The sequence below is a fragment of the Ancylobacter sp. GW821-FHT10E12 genome, from assembly GCF_058809335.1.
The window spans coordinates 88,250-104,741 of record NZ_JBXASN010000008.1 but is presented as its reverse complement, the minus strand read 5'-3'; the positions used below and the strand labels follow the sequence as shown (position 1 = coordinate 104,741).

13 protein-coding genes are annotated in these 16,492 nt (G+C 63.6%); 8 read left to right on the top strand and 5 right to left on the bottom strand.

Annotation, left to right across the window (positions count from 1 at the left end):
- The first annotated feature begins 7 nt into the window (after positions 1-7).
- The 8 genes from AC1RU4_RS12650 to AC1RU4_RS12615 all read left to right on the top strand — a co-directional run bounded on the left by AC1RU4_RS12650 (position 8) and on the right by AC1RU4_RS12615 (position 13,184).
- The gene (locus tag AC1RU4_RS12650; RefSeq protein ID WP_492891449.1) at positions 8-8,554 is read left to right on the top strand and encodes a GH36-type glycosyl hydrolase domain-containing protein; all 8,547 of its coding nucleotides are present in this window, start codon (positions 8-10) and stop codon (positions 8,552-8,554) included.
- 158 nt (positions 8,555-8,712) lie between these two features.
- Positions 8,713-9,105 carry a hypothetical protein gene (locus AC1RU4_RS12645; protein ID WP_492891448.1) on the top strand — a complete coding sequence of 131 codons (393 nt, stop codon included), beginning with the start codon at positions 8,713-8,715 and terminating at the stop codon, positions 9,103-9,105.
- Positions 9,096-9,533 (top strand): plasmid mobilization relaxosome protein MobC, encoded by a 438-nt coding sequence (gene mobC / locus AC1RU4_RS12640; protein WP_492891447.1) that lies wholly within the window; start codon positions 9,096-9,098, stop codon positions 9,531-9,533. The genes AC1RU4_RS12645 and mobC overlap by 10 nt, the downstream gene beginning before the upstream one ends.
- Positions 9,530-10,810 carry a relaxase/mobilization nuclease domain-containing protein gene (locus AC1RU4_RS12635; RefSeq protein WP_492891446.1) on the top strand — a complete coding sequence of 427 codons (1,281 nt, stop codon included), beginning with the start codon at positions 9,530-9,532 and terminating at the stop codon, positions 10,808-10,810. Before mobC ends, AC1RU4_RS12635 begins: the two co-directional genes overlap by 4 nt.
- A 28-nt stretch (positions 10,811-10,838) precedes the next feature.
- Complete coding sequence (locus AC1RU4_RS12630) at positions 10,839-11,348, top strand: hypothetical protein (RefSeq protein WP_492891445.1); 510 nt, start codon at positions 10,839-10,841, stop codon at positions 11,346-11,348.
- The gene (locus AC1RU4_RS12625; protein ID WP_492891444.1) at positions 11,345-11,575 is read left to right on the top strand and encodes a hypothetical protein; all 231 of its coding nucleotides are present in this window, start codon (positions 11,345-11,347) and stop codon (positions 11,573-11,575) included. The genes AC1RU4_RS12630 and AC1RU4_RS12625 overlap by 4 nt, the downstream gene beginning before the upstream one ends.
- Positions 11,572-12,975: a type IV secretory system conjugative DNA transfer family protein gene (locus AC1RU4_RS12620; protein WP_492891443.1), complete on the top strand. Its 1,404-nt coding sequence runs from the start codon at positions 11,572-11,574 to the stop codon at positions 12,973-12,975. The genes AC1RU4_RS12625 and AC1RU4_RS12620 overlap by 4 nt, the downstream gene beginning before the upstream one ends.
- A gap of 11 nt (positions 12,976-12,986) precedes the next feature.
- On the top strand, positions 12,987-13,184 hold the full coding sequence (locus AC1RU4_RS12615) for a hypothetical protein (protein ID WP_492891442.1): 198 nt from the start codon (positions 12,987-12,989) through the stop codon (positions 13,182-13,184).
- A gap of 28 nt (positions 13,185-13,212) precedes the next feature.
- Here AC1RU4_RS12615 and AC1RU4_RS12610 read toward each other — a convergent pair whose 3' ends face one another.
- The 5 genes from AC1RU4_RS12610 to AC1RU4_RS12590 all read right to left on the bottom strand — a co-directional run bounded on the left by AC1RU4_RS12610 (position 13,213) and on the right by AC1RU4_RS12590 (position 16,484).
- Complete coding sequence (locus tag AC1RU4_RS12610) at positions 13,213-13,704, bottom strand: HEPN domain-containing protein (protein WP_492891441.1); 492 nt, start codon at positions 13,702-13,704, stop codon at positions 13,213-13,215.
- Positions 13,701-14,783 (bottom strand): GmrSD restriction endonuclease domain-containing protein, encoded by a 1,083-nt coding sequence (locus AC1RU4_RS12605; RefSeq protein ID WP_492891440.1) that lies wholly within the window; start codon positions 14,781-14,783, stop codon positions 13,701-13,703. The genes AC1RU4_RS12610 and AC1RU4_RS12605 overlap by 4 nt, the downstream gene beginning before the upstream one ends.
- A gap of 230 nt (positions 14,784-15,013) precedes the next feature.
- The gene (locus AC1RU4_RS12600) at positions 15,014-15,331 is read right to left on the bottom strand and encodes a helix-turn-helix domain-containing protein (protein ID WP_492891439.1); all 318 of its coding nucleotides are present in this window, start codon (positions 15,329-15,331) and stop codon (positions 15,014-15,016) included.
- Complete coding sequence (locus tag AC1RU4_RS12595) at positions 15,328-15,651, bottom strand: type II toxin-antitoxin system RelE/ParE family toxin (RefSeq protein ID WP_492891438.1); 324 nt, start codon at positions 15,649-15,651, stop codon at positions 15,328-15,330. Before AC1RU4_RS12595 ends, AC1RU4_RS12600 begins: the two co-directional genes overlap by 4 nt.
- Before the next feature lie 71 nt (positions 15,652-15,722).
- Positions 15,723-16,484, bottom strand: coding sequence for a hypothetical protein (locus AC1RU4_RS12590; RefSeq protein ID WP_492891437.1), 762 nt, complete (start codon positions 16,482-16,484; stop codon positions 15,723-15,725).
- Positions 16,485-16,492 lie beyond the last annotated feature (8 nt).

Sequence of the window (16,492 nt, the reverse complement as noted above, 5' to 3'; positions counted from 1 at the left end):
GGCATCTATGAATCCGATCGCTGATCTTCGTCGTCGCTATGAATCGCATTTCTCACTATCGCGGAGCCGCGCATGGCGGGGCTCCGTCTGGAACGATACCTCGCCCATCCGCGAGGAACTGTTCGGTGCCGAGCGGGTGGAGCAGCACGCCCGAAGCTTGGCTGCGGCTCAACCGACCACATCGCGGCCGCCACCCGTCCCTTCCCTGCATGCCCGCCTGAAAAGCAATGCCGGCGTCCTGCTCGTCGCCTATCGTGCGACGGCCGCCGATGCAGAAGCAGGGCGGACCGTGGTGCCCGCCGCCGAATGGCTGCTCGACAATTATCATCTTGTCGAAGAGCAGATCCGCGAGATCCGTGACGACCTGCCGCCCGGCTATTACCGGCAATTGCCGAAGCTCGCCGAAGGGCCGTTCGCCGGTTACCCGCGGGTGCTGGGCCTTGCCTGGGCCTATGTCGCCCACACTGACAGCCATTTCGATCCCGAGGTGCTGCGCCGCTTCATCGCTGCCTATCAGCAGGTCCAGCCATTGACGATCGGCGAGCTGTGGGCGGTGGCGATCACGCTGCGCATCGTGCTCATCGAGAACCTACGCCGGCTCGCCGATCAGATCACCGCAGGGCGCCGGTCGCGCCGGGAGGCCGACCTGCTGGCCGACCGGCTTTTCGCCTCGGGCGAAGCTCGTTCCGCGCTCGAAGCGGATATCCTGACCCGCGCGCCGGGGCCGCTGGATGAGGTCTTCGCCGCTCAGCTGGTCAAGCGTCTCAGGGACCAGGACCCGCGGACGACGCCGGCACTGGGGTGGCTGGAGGCACGGCTGGAAGCCCAAGGCGCCTCGGTCGACGGAGTGGTCCAGCATGCTCAGCAGCGGCTCGGCGCTTCTAATGTCAGCGTGCGAAACGTCATCACCAGCATGCGGCTGATCTCCGACATCGATTGGGCCGACCTCTTCGAGAGCGTCAGCTTGGTCGACGACCGGCTGCGGGCCGGCAGTGCCTTCGCCTTGATGGATTTCCCTACACGCAATCTCTACCGAAGCGCGATCGAGCAACTCGCCCGCGGCTCCGAACTGTCGGAGTTTGACATCGCCGGGCGCGCATTGGAGGCCGCGGCGATGGCGGCGTCTCCGGCACCGAAGCATGCGGACGCCGACCCCATAGAGGATCCCGGCTACCATCTCATCGCCGAAGGGCGTCGCGCGTTCGAACAGATCATTCACTTCCGCCCGCCACCTCGGCTGCGCCTCAGCCGCGCCAGCGTTCGCCTCGGCATTGGCGGATATGTCAGCGCCATCCTCGCCATCATGCTCTGTCTTATCGCGCTGGCGCTTTGGGCGCTCTCCGCGGCCGGTCTCTCCGGGGGATGGCTGGCCGCCTTCGCCCTCGTCGGCTTCGTCCCGGCAAGCGAGGTGGCGACCGCCCTGGTGAACCGGGGCGTAGCATGGATGTTCGGCGCCGCCATCTTGCCCGGTCTCGAGCTCGCGGACGGCGTTCCAAGCTCACTGCGCACCCTCGTCGCCGTGCCGATGCTGCTCACCAGCGAAGCCGACCTGCAAGAGCAGATCGACAGGCTCGAGGTTCACTTCCTCTCCGGGGCCGGCGGCGATCTCACCTTCGCCCTGCTGTCGGATGGTATCGACGCCGATTGTGAGGTTCTGGCAAGCGATGCCCCGCTGCTGGAACGTGCCGCACAAGGCATCGAGCGGTTGAACCAGCGATACGGTCCGGGGCCCGCAGGCGAACGCTTTCTCCTGCTGCACCGCCGTCGCCGGTTCAACCCGGGAGAAGGCAAATGGATGGGATGGGAACGCAAGCGCGGCAAGCTGCATGAACTCAACCGCCTGCTCCGCGGCGCGGACGACACCTCCTTCCTGTCTGTCGGTGGTGGAGCCCCGCATGTCCCGGCGGATGTGCGCTACGTCATCACGCTCGATGCCGATACGCGTCTGCCGCGCGACGCCGCGCTCCGGCTGGTCGGCAAGATGGCGCATCCGCTGAACCGGCCGAAATTCGAGGCGGTCGAGCAGCGGGTGGTCGGCGGCTACGGCATTCTCCAGCCGCGCGTCACTCCCTCGCTTCCCATCGGCCGCGAGGGCTCGTTCTATCAGCGGGTCATTTCCGGCGGCGGCGGCATGGACCCTTATGCCGCGGCGGTCTCCGACGTCTATCAGGACCTGTTCGGCGAAGGCTCCTATACCGGCAAGGGCATCTATGACATCGATGCCTTCGAGGCGTCTCTCGCCGGCCGTATCCCGGAGAACACGCTGCTCAGCCACGACCTTTTCGAAGGCGTGTTCGCCCGCGCCGGCCTCGCCTCGGACGTCGAGGTCGTGGAGGAGTTCCCCTCGCGCTACGACGTCGTCGCCAAGCGGCAGCATCGCTGGATGCGCGGCGACTGGCAGCTGCTCCCATGGATTTGCGGCGCGGGAGTGGGACGGCGCGCACTGACGCCGGTCGGCCGCTGGAAGATGTTCGACAATCTGCGCCGCTCCACGCTGGCCCCGCTGAGCCTGCTGGGGCTGGGCCTGTGCTGGCTGTTGCCCATGCCGGCGGCGCTCGTCGGCACCTTGCTGATGATCATGACGATCATGGTTCCCGCCGTCCTGCCGATCGCGTCCTCGGTGTTTCCTCGCCACCCCGACATACGGATGCGCAGTCACCTCGCTGGACTGGTAGCCGAATTGCGGCTCGCCGCCGCCCAGACGTTGCTGTCGCTCGTCTTTCTCGCCGATCACGCGTGGCGGGCGGGCGACGCCGTGATACGCACGCTGGTGCGTCTGCTCGTGACGCGATGCCATCTGCTGGAATGGACGACCGCCGCGAAGTCCTCCGCAATCCCACGGCTGGATGTCCTCGGCTTTTATCGGCAGATGGCCAGCGGAACCTTGCTGGCCCTTGTGATGACCGCAGGCGCGCTTGTCCTGACGCCGTCGTCCTGGCCGCTCGTCCTGCCATTTGCCCTGCTCTGGCTCGGCGCGCCCCTCATGGCGCAATGGGCGAGCCGTTCGCCCAAGGTGTCGCAGCGCCTCAATCTTGCGGATGCCGACGCTCGCGCCCTGCGGCTGATCGCCCGGCGCACATGGCGCTATTTCGAGGTCTTCGTCACGCCGGCCGAGAACATGCTGCCGCCGGACAATTTCCAGGAGGAGCCGAAACCGGTCGTCGCCCATCGAACCTCGCCGACCAATATCGGCCTCTATTTGCTCTCGGCGGTCGCCGCCCGCGACTTCGGCTGGACCGGCACGCTCGAGACCATCGAGCGGCTGGAGGCGACGTTCGCCAGCTTGAGGCAGCTGCCCCGCTATCGCGGGCACTTCTTCAACTGGTACGGAACGCAAGACCTCGCCGCGTTGCCGCCGGCCTATGTCTCCTCCGTCGACAGCGGCAATCTCGCCGGCCATCTCATCACGCTGGCCAATGCCTGCGAGGAATGGACGGATGCCCCTGTCGGCGTGAACGCACACACGGGCATAGCCGACGCGCTGGCACTGGCGCGCGAGGCGATGGCGGCCCTGCCCACGGCGGGCAGTCCGCGGGGACAGGCGCTGGCTGCGTGCCTGGACGAGATCGACGCGCAGTTGAACGGCGTACAGACCTTGGAAGCGACGGCACCCGTTCTGAAGCGGCTCGCCGACAGGGCCCACAGGATTGCGCAGGAGATCGTCCCGGCGACAGGTGGGGATGGCACCACGGACATCGCCTACTGGATCGAGGCGATCGGCAGGGCGGTGAGCGAACACCAGCGTGACCGCCTCCAGTCCCCGGCGGCGCCGGCCGCCACGAGGGCGCGGCTGGCCGCGCTTGCGGACACGGCCCGGACCATGGCGATGGAGATGGACTTTGCTTTCCTGCTCGATCCCGAGCGGAAGCTGCTCTCCATCGGCTATTCTCTGGCAGACGATGGCCTCGACCCAAGCTGCTACGACTTGCTGGCGTCCGAAGCGCGGCTCGCCAGCTTGTTCGCCATCGCCAAGGGGGATGCACCGACCCGCCACTGGTTCCGGCTCGGGCGGCTCGCAACGCCGCTCGGCAACGGCTCGGCATTGATCTCCTGGTCGGGATCGATGTTCGAATATCTCATGCCCTCGCTGGTGATGCGTGCACCGGCCGGCAGCGTGCTCGAACAGACCAACCGCCTGGTGGTCGAGCGGCAGCAATCCTATGCCCGGTCGCTGGGTGTTCCGTGGGGCATGTCGGAGTCCGCCTATAATGCGCGCGACATCGAATTCACCTACCAGTACGCCAATTTCGGCGTGCCGGGCCTCGGCCTCAAGCGCGGACTCTCGGAGAACGTGGTGGTCGCGCCCTATGCGACCGGCCTCGCCAGCATGGCGGATCCCGAGCGCGCGCGGCAGAATTATGCCCGCCTCGCCGAGTTGGGGGCGCAGGGCCGCTACGGCTTCTATGAGGCGCTCGACTTCACCCGTTCCCGGCTTCCGGAAGACGAAAACGTCGCCATCGTCCGCAGCTTCATGGCCCATCACCAGGGCATGACCATCGTCGCCATCGCCAACACGCTGCTGGGTGGCGAGATGCGTGCCCGTTTCCATCGCGAGCCGATGATCCGGGCAAGCGAGCTGCTGCTGCAGGAGCGCTCGCCCCGCGACGTCGTCGTGGCCCGTCCGCGCGCCGAGGAGGTCCGGGCCGCTGCCGTCGACGCCCGCAGCGAAGGAGCAACGGTGCGCCGCCTGATCGCCCCCACGGCCGGTGCGCCGATCACGCATCTGCTCTCCAATGGCAGCTACGCCGTCATGATGACGGCATCCGGCGGCGGCTACAGCCGCTGGCGCGACGTCGCGGTGACACGCTGGCGCGAGGACGCCACCCGCGACGACTGGGGCTCGTTCATCTTCCTTCGCGACATCAGGAGGGGCAACGTCTGGTCCGCCACCACCCAGCCGATGGCGGACGGCGCCAGCGAAAGCGACGTCGTGTTCGGCGAGGACCACGCCGAGTTCATCCGCCACGATATCGGCCTGACCACGACGATGGATGTCATCGTTTCCGGCGAGCACAATGGCGAGGTCCGACGGGTTTCACTGACCAATAGCGGGCGGCAGACCCGGAAGATCGAGCTGACATCCTATGCCGAGCTCGTCCTGACCACGCCGGCCACCGACAATGCCCACCCGGCCTTTGCCAAGATGTTCGTCGAGACCGAGCATCTGCCGGAATTCGGCGCCCTCCTCGCCACGCGACGGCTGCGGACGCCGGGCGAGCCGCAGATATGGGCAGCGCATTTCGCGGTCGTGGAAGGCGATGTTGCGGCCGCCCCTCAATACGAGACTGACCGCGCCCGCTTCATCGGCCGCGGGTGCAGCGTCGGCACGGCCGCGGCCATGTCGGGCGGCCGGTTGTCGAACACCGTGGGCACGGTGCTGGACCCGGTCTTCTCGCTGCGCCAGAGCGTGCGCATCGCACCGGGCAAGGTCGCACGCGTCGCCTTCTGGACCGTGGTGGCCTCGTCGCGGGCGGAACTCCTTGACCTCATCGACACGCATCACGATCGCAGTGCGTTCGACCGCGCCAAGACCCTGGCATGGACACAGGCCCAGGTTCAGCTTCGGCACCTCGACGTGAATGTGGAGGAAGCTGCCGACTTCCAGCGGCTCGCCGCCCCCCTGCTCTATGCCGATGGACGTTTCAGGTCGCCCTCCGAGACGATCCTTCGCGGAGCCGGGCCGCAATCGGGCCTCTGGCAGCATTCCATCTCCGGCGACCTGCCGATCGTGCTGCTGCGGATCGACGATATCGAGGACATCGCCCAGGTGCGCCAATTGCTGCGCGCCCATGAATATTGGCGGATGAAGCGCCTCGCCGTCGATCTCGTCATCATCAATGAGCGTTCCTCCTCCTATGTGCAGGATCTGCAGATCGCCATCGAGACAGCGGTGCGGACCAACGCATCGCGCCCGCTGCTCGGGGAAGAGCCGGCGCAGGGGGCGGTCTATGTGCTGCGTGCCGACCTCATGAGCGTGGAGTCGCGCGCGCTCGTGCAGTCGGTTGCCCGCGTGGTGTTGCCGGCGCGGCGCGGCGCCATCGTCGACCAGCTCGCTCGCGTGCACCGGGCGCCGAATCTTCCGGCTGTCCGACGCCGTGACCACAACTTGACCTCGATGCACGGTCCCGTGCCGTCGCCCGAGCCACCCGCCCTCGAATTCTTCAACGGCCTCGGCGGGTTCGACAAGGACGGGCGGGAGTATGTGACCGTCCTCGGGCAAGACCGAACAACGCCCGCACCCTGGATCAACGTGGTCGCCAATGCCGGCTTCGGCTTCCAGATTTCGGCCGAGGGCGGCGGCTACAGTTGGTCGGCCAATAGTCGCGAGAACCAGATCACCCAATGGTCCAACGACGCCGTCGCCGATCCGGTCGGCGAGGCGATCTATGTGCGGGACGAGGTGACCGGCGATCTGTGGAGCCCGACGGCACGGCCGATCCGCGACGACGGCATCTATGTCGCGCGGCATGGCTTCGGCTACAGCCGCTTCGAGCACGAGGCGAACGGCATCGCGCTCGACCTGCTGCATTTCGTGCCGCCCGCCGATTCCATCAAGATTTCCCGCTTGAAACTCACCAACCTGTCCGGCCGGCCGCGGCGGCTCTCCGTCACCGCCTATATGGAGTGGGTGCTCGGCACGTCGCGCGGCGCCTCTGCCCCGTTCGTCACCACGGAGATCGACACGCAGAGCGGCGTTATGCTGGCGCGCAACCACTGGAGCGCCACCTTCGGCTCCCGCATCGCCTTCGCCGATCTCGCCGGACGGCAGAACGCGTGGACCGCGGATCGCACCGAATTCCTCGGCCGCGATGGCGGACCCGCGTCACCGCTCGGCCTTGCAAGCACGGCGCCGCTGTCCGGCGCGACCGGCGCCGGCCTCGATCCGTGCGCAGCCCTGCAGACGGTGGTGGAGCTCGGCATCGGCGAGACCGTCGAGGTCGTCTCGTTCATCGGTCAATGCGGGTCGGTGGAGGAGGTGCGGGCGCTGATCGAGCGCTATCGCCAGGCCGACCTCGATGCCGTCCTCGCCTCGGTGAACGACCACTGGACCGCGGTGCTCGGCACCGTCCAGGTGAGGACGCCGGACCGGGCAATGGACATCATGTTGAATGGCTGGCTGCTCTACCAGACGTTGGCCTGTCGCATCACCGCGCGCTCCGCCTTCTACCAGGCGAGCGGCGCCTATGGCTTCCGCGACCAGTTGCAGGACGGCATGGCGCTGACTTTGGCACTGCCGATGGAGACGCGCGGCCATCTCCTGCGGGCCGCCGGGCGGCAATTCGTCGAGGGCGACGTCCAGCATTGGTGGCTGCCGCAATCGGGCCAGGGCGTGCGCACCCGCATCTCCGACGATCATGTGTGGCTCGCCTTCGCCGCCGCAACCTATATCGAAAGCTCCGGCGACGCCGCGATCCTCGACGAGATGGTGCCGTATCTCGACGGGCCGCCATTGCGGCCGGAGGAACACGAGCATTTCTTCCAGCCGATGCCGTCGGACGAGACAGCCTCGCTGTTCGAGCACTGCGCCCGTGGCCTTGAGCACGCACTTTCGCTCACCGGCGCGCATGGCCTGCCGCTGATGGGCACCGGCGACTGGAACGACGGCATGAATCGCGTCGGCGAGGGCGGCAAGGGCGAGAGCGTCTGGCTTGGCTGGCTGCTGATCCGCACCATCGACATCTTCGCACCGCTGGCGGAAGCGCGCGATCCCGAACGCGCCCGGCGCTGGCGTGCGCATGCCGCCTCGGTGCGGCGGGCACTGGAGCGCTCGGCCTGGGATGGCGAGTGGTATCGTCGGGCGACCTTCGACGACGGAACCTGGCTCGGTTCCAAGGACAGCGGCGAGTGCCGCATCGATTCCATCGCGCAGTCCTGGGCGGTGCTGTCGGGCGCCGCCGATGCCCTGCGCGCCGCCACCGCCATGGCGTCGCTCGAACGGCATCTGATCCGCCGCGACGAGGGGCTGGCCCTGCTGTTCACCCCGCCCTTCGACACCACACCGCTCGACCCCGGCTACATCAAGGGCTACCCGCCGGGCCTGCGCGAGAATGGCGGTCAATACAGCCACGCCGCCATGTGGGCGGTCCTCGCCTTCGCCAAGCTGGGCGCGGGCGACAGGGCGCATGATCTCTTCGTCCTGCTCAACCCGATCAACCATGCCCGCACGCCGGAGGAAGCCGAACGCTACAAGGTCGAGCCCTATGTCGTCGCGGCCGATATCTATTCCGTTGCGCCCCATGTCGGACGTGGCGGCTGGACCTGGTACACAGGTTCGGCCGGCTGGATGCACCGGGCCGGGGTCGAGGGCATTCTCGGCATTCGCCGGGAGGGCGGTTTCCTCGTCGTCGCCCCCTGCATCCCCTCGGTATGGCCGGGTTTCGCAGCAACGGTGACGCTCGATAGAGCGGCCTGCACGATCGAGGTTCAGGTTATCGGAAAGGGCAGTAGTGATGAACCATATTCAGTGCTGGACGGAATATGCGTCCCATCGCCCGACAAATCCGCCCGCATCCCTCTCGACGGCCGCAACCATGATCTACTGATGATTATCTGATGCTCTGGAGGTGAACTGTTTCTGGTGCTCGACGATTAACTTCGCGTGCTTGCCACCAGCCGTTCCTTTTTAAGCGACCTTCAAGGTGGTGCCAGAAGGCATGATCGGCGCCTGATTTACGCACTCGGCGATGGGCAGTGGACATGCGGACATTACGCGTGCTGCTCAAGACCATCATCCCGACCAAGACGGCGATGGACGATTTAGAGGTCGAGCAGACTTTCCCGGTGTCAGCTATGATTGCCCGAAACGGGGCTTTTCCAACGTCGCCGATGGGTCAACATCGCCATTCCACCCGAAGCGATTCGAACTTTTTCGCGCCGATAGCCGCCGGGACTACGCCTTTCATCTGCTGGCCATTTTCCGATTCTTGGTCGGGCGGGGTCCCGGCGGCTATTGGCGGTGTTTTCGGTATCTGCGTAGCGAAAATGGCAGATTTGGCGCGCCTTGACGACGCGACTTCGAACGAACTGTTCGAGGTTCTGGCCAAATGGAACACCACTCTTGAGCACCGCAAGTCTCGTGACTTGCAGGTGCCACCATGTCCCTGACCGACGATTTCAACCCCTCCTCCTCCTCGCCTGAAACCCGCAGGAAGCCGCCGAAGGCAAAGCGTCCCGCGCCGTTCAGCCTGAGGCTGACCGAAGCCGAGAAGGCCCGGCTTCTGATTGAGGCCAAGGGCGCACCGCTCGGCTCCTACATCAAGGCGAAGGCGCTTGGCACGACCCTGCCGGTGCGGATGCGCCGGACGGGTTTGGCAATTGCGGATCGCGAGGCGCTGGCGAAGGTGCTGGCGCTGCTGGGCCAGTCGCGGCTCGCCTCGAACCTGAACCAGCTCGCCCATGCCGCCAATATCGGCTCGCTGGCGGTGACGCCGGAAACGGAAGCCGAACTGCGCTCCGCGCTGGATGACATCCACGCCCTGCGGCGTCTGCTGATGACCGCGCTTGGCCTCCAGCCTGCGGAGGCCGCGCCATGATCCTGAAAGGCTCTCAGCGCAGCGGCGGGCAGAATCTGGCCGTCCACCTTATGCGTACCGACGATAATGAGCATGTCGATCTGCATGAGCTGCGCGGCTTCGTCGCCGACGATCTCTCCAGTGCCTTTCATGAGGTCGAGGCGGTCAGTCGCGGCACCAAGTGCCAGAAATATCTGTTCTCGTTGAGCCTCAGCCCGCCGGAGGGCGAGCGTGTCCCGGTGGATGTGTTCGAGAACACCATCGACCGGATCGAGAAGCGGCTCGGCCTGGAGGGCCAGCCCCGCGCCGTCGTGTTCCATGAGAAGGAAGGCCGCCGTCATGCGCATTGCGTCTGGTCGCGCATCGACGCGGAGACCATGACGGCGAAGACGCTGCCGTTCTTCAAGAACCGGCTGATGGAGGTCTCGCGCGATCTCTATCTCGAACACGGCTGGGACATGCCACGCGGAATGCTCGGTTCCGCCCTGCGCGATCCCACGAACTTTACCCTTGCCGAATGGCAGCAGGCCAAGCGGCAGGGCGTCGATCCGCGCCTGCTGAAACATGTGGTGCAGTATTGCTGGAAGCGCTCCGACAGCCGCAAGTCTTTTGAGCGCAGCCTGGAGGAACGCGGCCTGTTCCTCGCCAAGGGCGACCGGCGCGGCTTCGTGGTGCTCGATCATGACGGCGAAGTTCGGGCTTTGCCGCGCCTGCTCGACGTGAAGACCAAAGAGGTTCGCGCCCGTCTCGGCGAGGGCGACGATCTTCCCGGCGTCGAGGCGACGCAAAAGAAGATTGGCGAGCGGATGACGCCCGCCCTGCGCCGCCATGTCGAAACCTCCCGCGCCAAATTCCGCGAGGAAGCCGAGGCGCTGGAACGCCGCCGCACGGAGATGGTGAAGGTCCAGCGAGAAGCGCGGATCGAGCTGGCTCTGCGCCAGAAGACCGAATGGCAGGCGGAAACGCGTGAACGTGCTGCCCGACTTCCGAAAGGCGTTCGCGGTCTCTGGCACCGGATCACCGGCAAATATCAGGAGGTGCGTTCGCAGAATGAGGCCGAGGCGAAGAACACCACCGAACGCCATGACCGGCAGCGGCAATCGCTGATCGATTCCCATCTCACTGAGCGCCCCGGCTTGCAATCGCAGGTGAAAGAGCTGCGCGGGAAGCAGGCCGAAGAGCTGACCGCGCTGCGCGGCGAGATCGGGCGCTTCCTGAAGTTCTCCCGTGGCCACGATCCGGGGCCACGCCAGACGCAGGGTCGCAGCGCCGCTCTCGGCCTGCGCCTCGAACGATAGGCATTCCCCTCATTGATGGAGTTTCGTCATGTCGTCTTCGAATGCCAAGGACGAGTTCGCCACCCTTTATATGATCGCCGGGATGATGGGCCTGTTCGTCTTCGTGGTCGGCTTCGTCGTTGTCGCCGTACTGAGTTTTCTCGCCGTAGTGCTGTCGATCCTGAGCCTCCTCGCCTGGAACGAACGGCTGGTTCTGGGCAAGCTGGTCATCGAACCCGGAGACGCCCGCGCCTTCATCATTCGCGGTCTGATCGGCGCGGTGATGGTGCCGGTGTTCACCATCTTCTGCGCCGTGCTGTTCCAGTTTCCGATTCCCGGCCCGATGTGGCCCTATCTCATCTTCGGCGGCTATGTCTTCGGCTCTATCGGCGTCGCAATCCTGGAAGCCGAAGAGGCGCGGAACAACCCGCCCGCCGCCCCGCCGACCATCACCCTTCCGGCGCAGCCCGTCGAGCCACCCAAGCGCCGGAGCCTGCCGACTGCCTCTCCCACGCCCTTCCGCTTTGCGAGCTGGGATGACGAGGAGGAGCGGACATGAGCCTCGGCAAGCTGATGGAAATCTATCAGTTCTTCTGGATGTTCGAATCCCATGCCCAGCAGCGCCTTGCCTGGGAAGACGCCGCCGAGGCGCGGATTGCCCGCCAGCGAGCGGAAGCCATGGCCGCCGCGCAGCTCCAGGCCATGCTCAACGCCAACCCGTCCGGCTCGCTCGGCCATGCACAGCTCGACGATGAGGACGCGCTGCGAAAGGCCGGGCTGTTATGAACGCGCTCGCTCCGGCCTATCGCCATATAAAACGTGGCATTGAAATGGGCTTCTTCCGGTGCGAGCCGGTGATCTATGACGGCACCGAACCCGTCGCCATCGACGCGCAGGCGGGCAAGGGCAAATTCACCCGCTTTCTCGGTGTGAACCTCGTCTCGCCCCGAACCGCGCATCTCAGCAAGATCATCACCGACCCGAAGGATGCCGAACTCGCCTGGGCGTCGTGGAAGACGCTGGAACGACAGGGCTACAAGGTCCGCTTCATCAATCCCGGCCAGCTCTACGGCTACCCGTCCGAAAGTTACAACCTCAACACGAGACTGCTGGAAGTCGCCGCTCGCCCGGAACTGCGCTCCATCGTCTGGGAAGCCGCCTATGATGCCGCAAGCTATCTCGTCCCGGTCGATCCGAACCCCGCGCATAAATGGATCGGCCAGGGCGTGCGCACCAGCTTCGCGCTCTACAACAAGATCACCGCGCTCTACCCGTCCGAACAATGGCCCTGCACGGTCGGCGGCCTATGGGACTTCTTCGGGCGCAGCTCGGTCGAGATCGCCGATGACCTCATGATGTGGGCCTGCGACCGACGCATGGAGGAGGAATCCGGCATGTGCCGGATCATCGCCAGCCTCACCGCCTCGACGGATCAGTGGAACGCCTATTCCTCCACCATCCTCGAACGCTTGCAGGGATTCCAGCCGGGTTCGGCAGGCCGCAAAATCACCCAGCGCAATTCCTTCGATCCCGCCGACATGAAGCAGGAGCGCACGGCGCTGTTCATCATCGGCTCGGCCCGCTCCGATGCCAGCCGCACCTTTGTCGGCGCGATGGCGGCGGCGGTGATCGAGCGCTTCGCCGATGCGCATGGGCCGCTTCGCGCCCTCGTCGTCGGCGAGGAATGGGGCCAGCTCTATGTCTCCAACTTCCACGAAATCCTCACCCTCTACCGGCAGGGCGGGATCAACTTCCTCGGCGTGTTCCAGAACGCCAATGCGCAGATCGAGACCCGCTACGGGAAAGAGACCGCCCGCATCTGGCGCAAGGCCGTGGCCCATACGCTCTATCGCGGCCTTCCCGACAGCGACACCCTAAGGGAGATCGAGCACCGGTCGGGTAAAACCTCGGTCATGGTGCGGGGCTTCAACGTCAACCAGAACCAGGTGAACGGTTCCGGCGACAGCCTGTCCGAACAGGCCCGCCCGCTGCTCCAGGTCGAGGATATCCGACGGGCGACCGGCGGGGAACATGGTCTGCTCGATGCGCGGGATTCGGGGTTCTTCGTCGTTGAGATGCCGGAGTTTTGGGATCGCCCGGAGCTGAGCGGCTACCTACGCGATGCGCGCGAGAAGCCGGACAAATATGCGTGGCTGTCCAGAACCAGCCGACACATCCAGCCATAGGAAGGCGGACCATGCCGACAATCGAGATTTCTGACGAGGTGATGCAGTGGCTCGAAGAGCATATGGCCGAGTTCCGGGTGATCGCGACCTATGCCGCCGCGCACGGGACGCAGTTCAACCACCCCAGGACCATGGACGAGATTGCGGACGGCTATCTTCGCTCGCTAATCCCGCTCGATCATGCGGACGATGACGATATGCCGTTCTAGGACGTGCCCCGGCATTTTGCCGCGCATTTCACGTCGACCCTAGAAAATGGGAGTAGACCCTGTCAAGCAAGCTGCTGTATGCGTTAAAATAATCCTGGAGCTTAGTCGACGATACGTCCACGTGGACTTTTTTGCGGTGAGCAATCGTAATGCGGTCGTCCACCATATTGTCGAGATGTTGCTTCTCGATGTCACGCTCCTCACTCCATTGACGCTTCAGTTCGGATTCGAAGTCCGCATCGAACAAGCCGACCAACTCCAGAATCTTAGTGGTTTTGGGATTTTGGTAGCTTTCACAAATTTTCTCGATGGGCCGATAAATGCGGCTATTCGACCGTTGCTTAGCGTACTCAATAAAAATACGCTTAAGCATTTGCTCTAGACTTCCGCAGATAGAGACGCAGATTTGCTGGCTAGATAGCGATATCAACTCATCACGATCTTTACCTGCCCCCGCCTTGATGAAGGATATCTGGTATTTTAAACGGTCAAATTCGGCCTGAAGCTCTTGCCGCTTCATATATTGGCGAAGGCCTTTTCAGCCTCCTCCATACGCTTCTTAACGTTCTCCTCGTCAGCAGTCGATCGTATGTAGCCTTCGATAAAACGCTCATTCTGCAACAGTGCGTTATATGCTGACAATGCAGATGAACTTTGGGGCTCTGCCCTCACTGCGAGGCGGTGGGCCAGCGCGCAAGTTACGGAGTCAAATACTGCGGTGTTGAGGGAGCGATCAGGGCGGAAGCTTCGGATGCCCAGCGCCTTCGTCACAAAACCTACTGTTTTAACGAATATATCACCCAGTGGCTGCAACTGAGAGTCCGATAGGTTACGCTTTTCCTTCATATAATCATTCAGGAAGTGCTTCATAGGGCTTTCGTAGTGAGCACCCCTTTCGTAAAAGGCCATGAATCGCAGGATGAGTTCCACATCCTTCAGGCGTTTGCTTTTTGGTCCGTACAGTGTACGCCACTCAGCATTATCGTTGAGCCTATGCAAGTAGTCATTGAAGTTTCCGTGGCAGATGCACGACCGAATTTCCTGTGGAGAGAGCTTGATTCCACCAGTGTTGATCCGCTCAAAGACTTCATAAACGCTGTTTATCTCACCTTCGGGCAGGTCCTGCTTGAACACTGTGGCGTGGATAACCGCGTCATCGAGACGAGCGCGGTCAGCTTCGTCCAATGTCTTGTACGTCCGGCTGCCAAACTTCGTTTCAAGCCCGGTTAAGCCAAACTCTTTACCGTTTATAATGCCATCGGCGAAATATTGCAGCGACTTGAGGCGTTGCTGACCATCAATAACAAGGTGCTTGCCGGAGTCGGCTTCCTTAAACAGGAAGATGCCGGGAACTGGGAGGCCGAGAAGAAGGGATTCTATAAATCGGGAGCATTGATTTTGGGACCAGACGAAGGCGCGTTGGAACGGAGGGATGTAAAAAAGCTTTTTCTCCATCCGTGAAACGAGCGTCTCGACAGGATAGTCTACCCCGAAAGATGAAATTGAGAATAATTCACCTGTCGTAGACACGTCTTCTTCTGCATCGTCGACATTTTTGAGATCGTCTAATTCTTCTTGAATTTGTTCGATCGTGTCCACAATTTTCTCCCGCAGCCCTGCCAGTGAATATTTACATAACATGCTGCAGGTGGAGGCTTCAACTAGGCCCGAAACCCGTTCATTATCGAGGCTTCAAAAACGCCCCTTCACCAAGGTGGGACGACGCTTTCCAATCGCGCAAAGCGCCACGGTGCAGAAAGCAGAAGCTTTGCACAAAAGCCAAACCATTGACAGAAATTGATTTTCCTGCACGACGGAACCTTCGCAGCCTATCGATGCGCCGGAGATTCAGCCTTACGCTCCGGCTCAAAGCTGACCCGCAGCTTCGTCCCGGTGGCCTTGGCATAGCGCTCCAGCGTCCGGGTGGACGGCATGGTGCGCCCACTCTCCAGCCGGGCGACGACGGCCTGCGTCGTGCCCATGGCCTTGGCGACCTCTTCCTGCGTCATGTCGGCCTGCGACCGGGCCTTGATGAGCGCGGCGGCAAGGGCGAATTCTTCTTCGAGCGCGTCATACTCCGCCCGGATTTCCGGGTCTTTCAGCCACTCCCTTGCGGCGTCCCTCACGGGTATGGATGTTCTGGTCATAGGACCTCCTTCGCCCTCTTCAGGGCCAGTTCGATTTCGCGGCGCGGCGTCTTCTGCGTCTTTTTCGGGAACACCCGCACCACGACGACGCGGCGGCTGGTCGCGGTGACGTAGGCGGCGCGGGCAATGCCGTCCTTGCCCTTCATCCGCATTTCCCACAGCGGCCCTTCGAGGTGTTTCACATAAGGCTCGTGCACGTTCGGGAGGCCGCCCACTTCGATCAGTTGCGAGATGCGCAGGAAGCTGGCGATGATATCCTTCGGCAGCGCCTCCAGCTCAGCCTTCACTTCCGCATTTAAAAACTCGACCGACCAATTCATAGTCAGAATATACCATTTTTGCAATGATTGTCAAGAAACCACAGGAATGGGATGTTTTTAGCTGAGGGGTCTCATCCGCCCATAGGTGACGGCCCCAATCCCGTCCTGCGCATAAGCTGGTCCATCTCGTCAGGCGCCGGGGCGGCTTTCGCATCCCGCTCCAATGTGGCCTCGGCCTTCGGTTTGTCGAGGCCCATCCTCTCACGCACGGCGTCCGGCATGGTGTCCTTCAGGTCGGCCTTCAGCGCGTCGAGTTCCTTCTGGGTGATCTCTCCGCCGTCCAGGCGCTCGCGGGCCTCGTCGAGCTTGTTCTGATAGCCCAGGAGCTGTTCCCGCTCCCTCATCAGACGAGCGAGATCGTCGTTCCCGGCCTTGAAAGCCTCCCATTTCGGCTTCTTGTCGTCGATGCTGTTCGGATCGACGATATTCGGCGATAACGCCTGACCATGCTCGTCGAACACCTGGGTTCCATCCATCGTCTTGAACACGCGGCGACCGTCCGGCAGAACCTCTGCCCGTCCCAGCATTTCATTGATGCGGAAACGCATGGTGTCGAGTTGCACCCCGTTCTGCATCAGGGCGTCAACGGTCTTGGCGTCGTAGTCGTCCAGCTCAAGCTGGAATGCCTGGATGTCGGCAGGAGGGGCGAACACCTGCTCGATGGTTTCGCGAATATCGTCCTCTTTGCGCTCTTGCTCGATTTTCTCCTCGCGGCGCTGGCGCTCCTCGATGGCGAGGCGGCGCATCAGTTCGTTCTGGACAAGCGCCTCACGTCTCCCCGCCGCTTGGGCGAATTCCTCTTTCCATGAGCGCGGGGCGGCAAGCTGCATCATTCACCGCA

Bases quoted from the DNA above. Each gene is read 5' to 3' on its own strand.
- AC1RU4_RS12650 (WP_492891449.1), top strand. From the start codon at position 8: ATGAATCCGATCGCTGATCTTCGTCGTCGCTATGAATCGCATTTCTCA.
- mobC (WP_492891447.1), top strand. From the start codon at position 9,096: ATGTCCCTGACCGACGATTTCAACCCCTCCTCCTCCTCGCCTGAAACC.
- AC1RU4_RS12635 (WP_492891446.1), top strand. From the start codon at position 9,530: ATGATCCTGAAAGGCTCTCAGCGCAGCGGCGGGCAGAATCTGGCCGTC.
- AC1RU4_RS12630 (WP_492891445.1), top strand. From the start codon at position 10,839: ATGTCGTCTTCGAATGCCAAGGACGAGTTCGCCACCCTTTATATGATC.
- AC1RU4_RS12625 (WP_492891444.1), top strand. From the start codon at position 11,345: ATGAGCCTCGGCAAGCTGATGGAAATCTATCAGTTCTTCTGGATGTTC.
- AC1RU4_RS12620 (WP_492891443.1), top strand. From the start codon at position 11,572: ATGAACGCGCTCGCTCCGGCCTATCGCCATATAAAACGTGGCATTGAA.
- AC1RU4_RS12615 (WP_492891442.1), top strand. From the start codon at position 12,987: ATGCCGACAATCGAGATTTCTGACGAGGTGATGCAGTGGCTCGAAGAG.
- AC1RU4_RS12610 (WP_492891441.1), bottom strand. From the start codon at position 13,704: ATGAAGCGGCAAGAGCTTCAGGCCGAATTTGACCGTTTAAAATACCAG.
- AC1RU4_RS12600 (WP_492891439.1), bottom strand. From the start codon at position 15,331: ATGACCAGAACATCCATACCCGTGAGGGACGCCGCAAGGGAGTGGCTG.
- AC1RU4_RS12595 (WP_492891438.1), bottom strand. From the start codon at position 15,651: ATGAATTGGTCGGTCGAGTTTTTAAATGCGGAAGTGAAGGCTGAGCTG.
- AC1RU4_RS12590 (WP_492891437.1), bottom strand. From the start codon at position 16,484: ATGATGCAGCTTGCCGCCCCGCGCTCATGGAAAGAGGAATTCGCCCAA.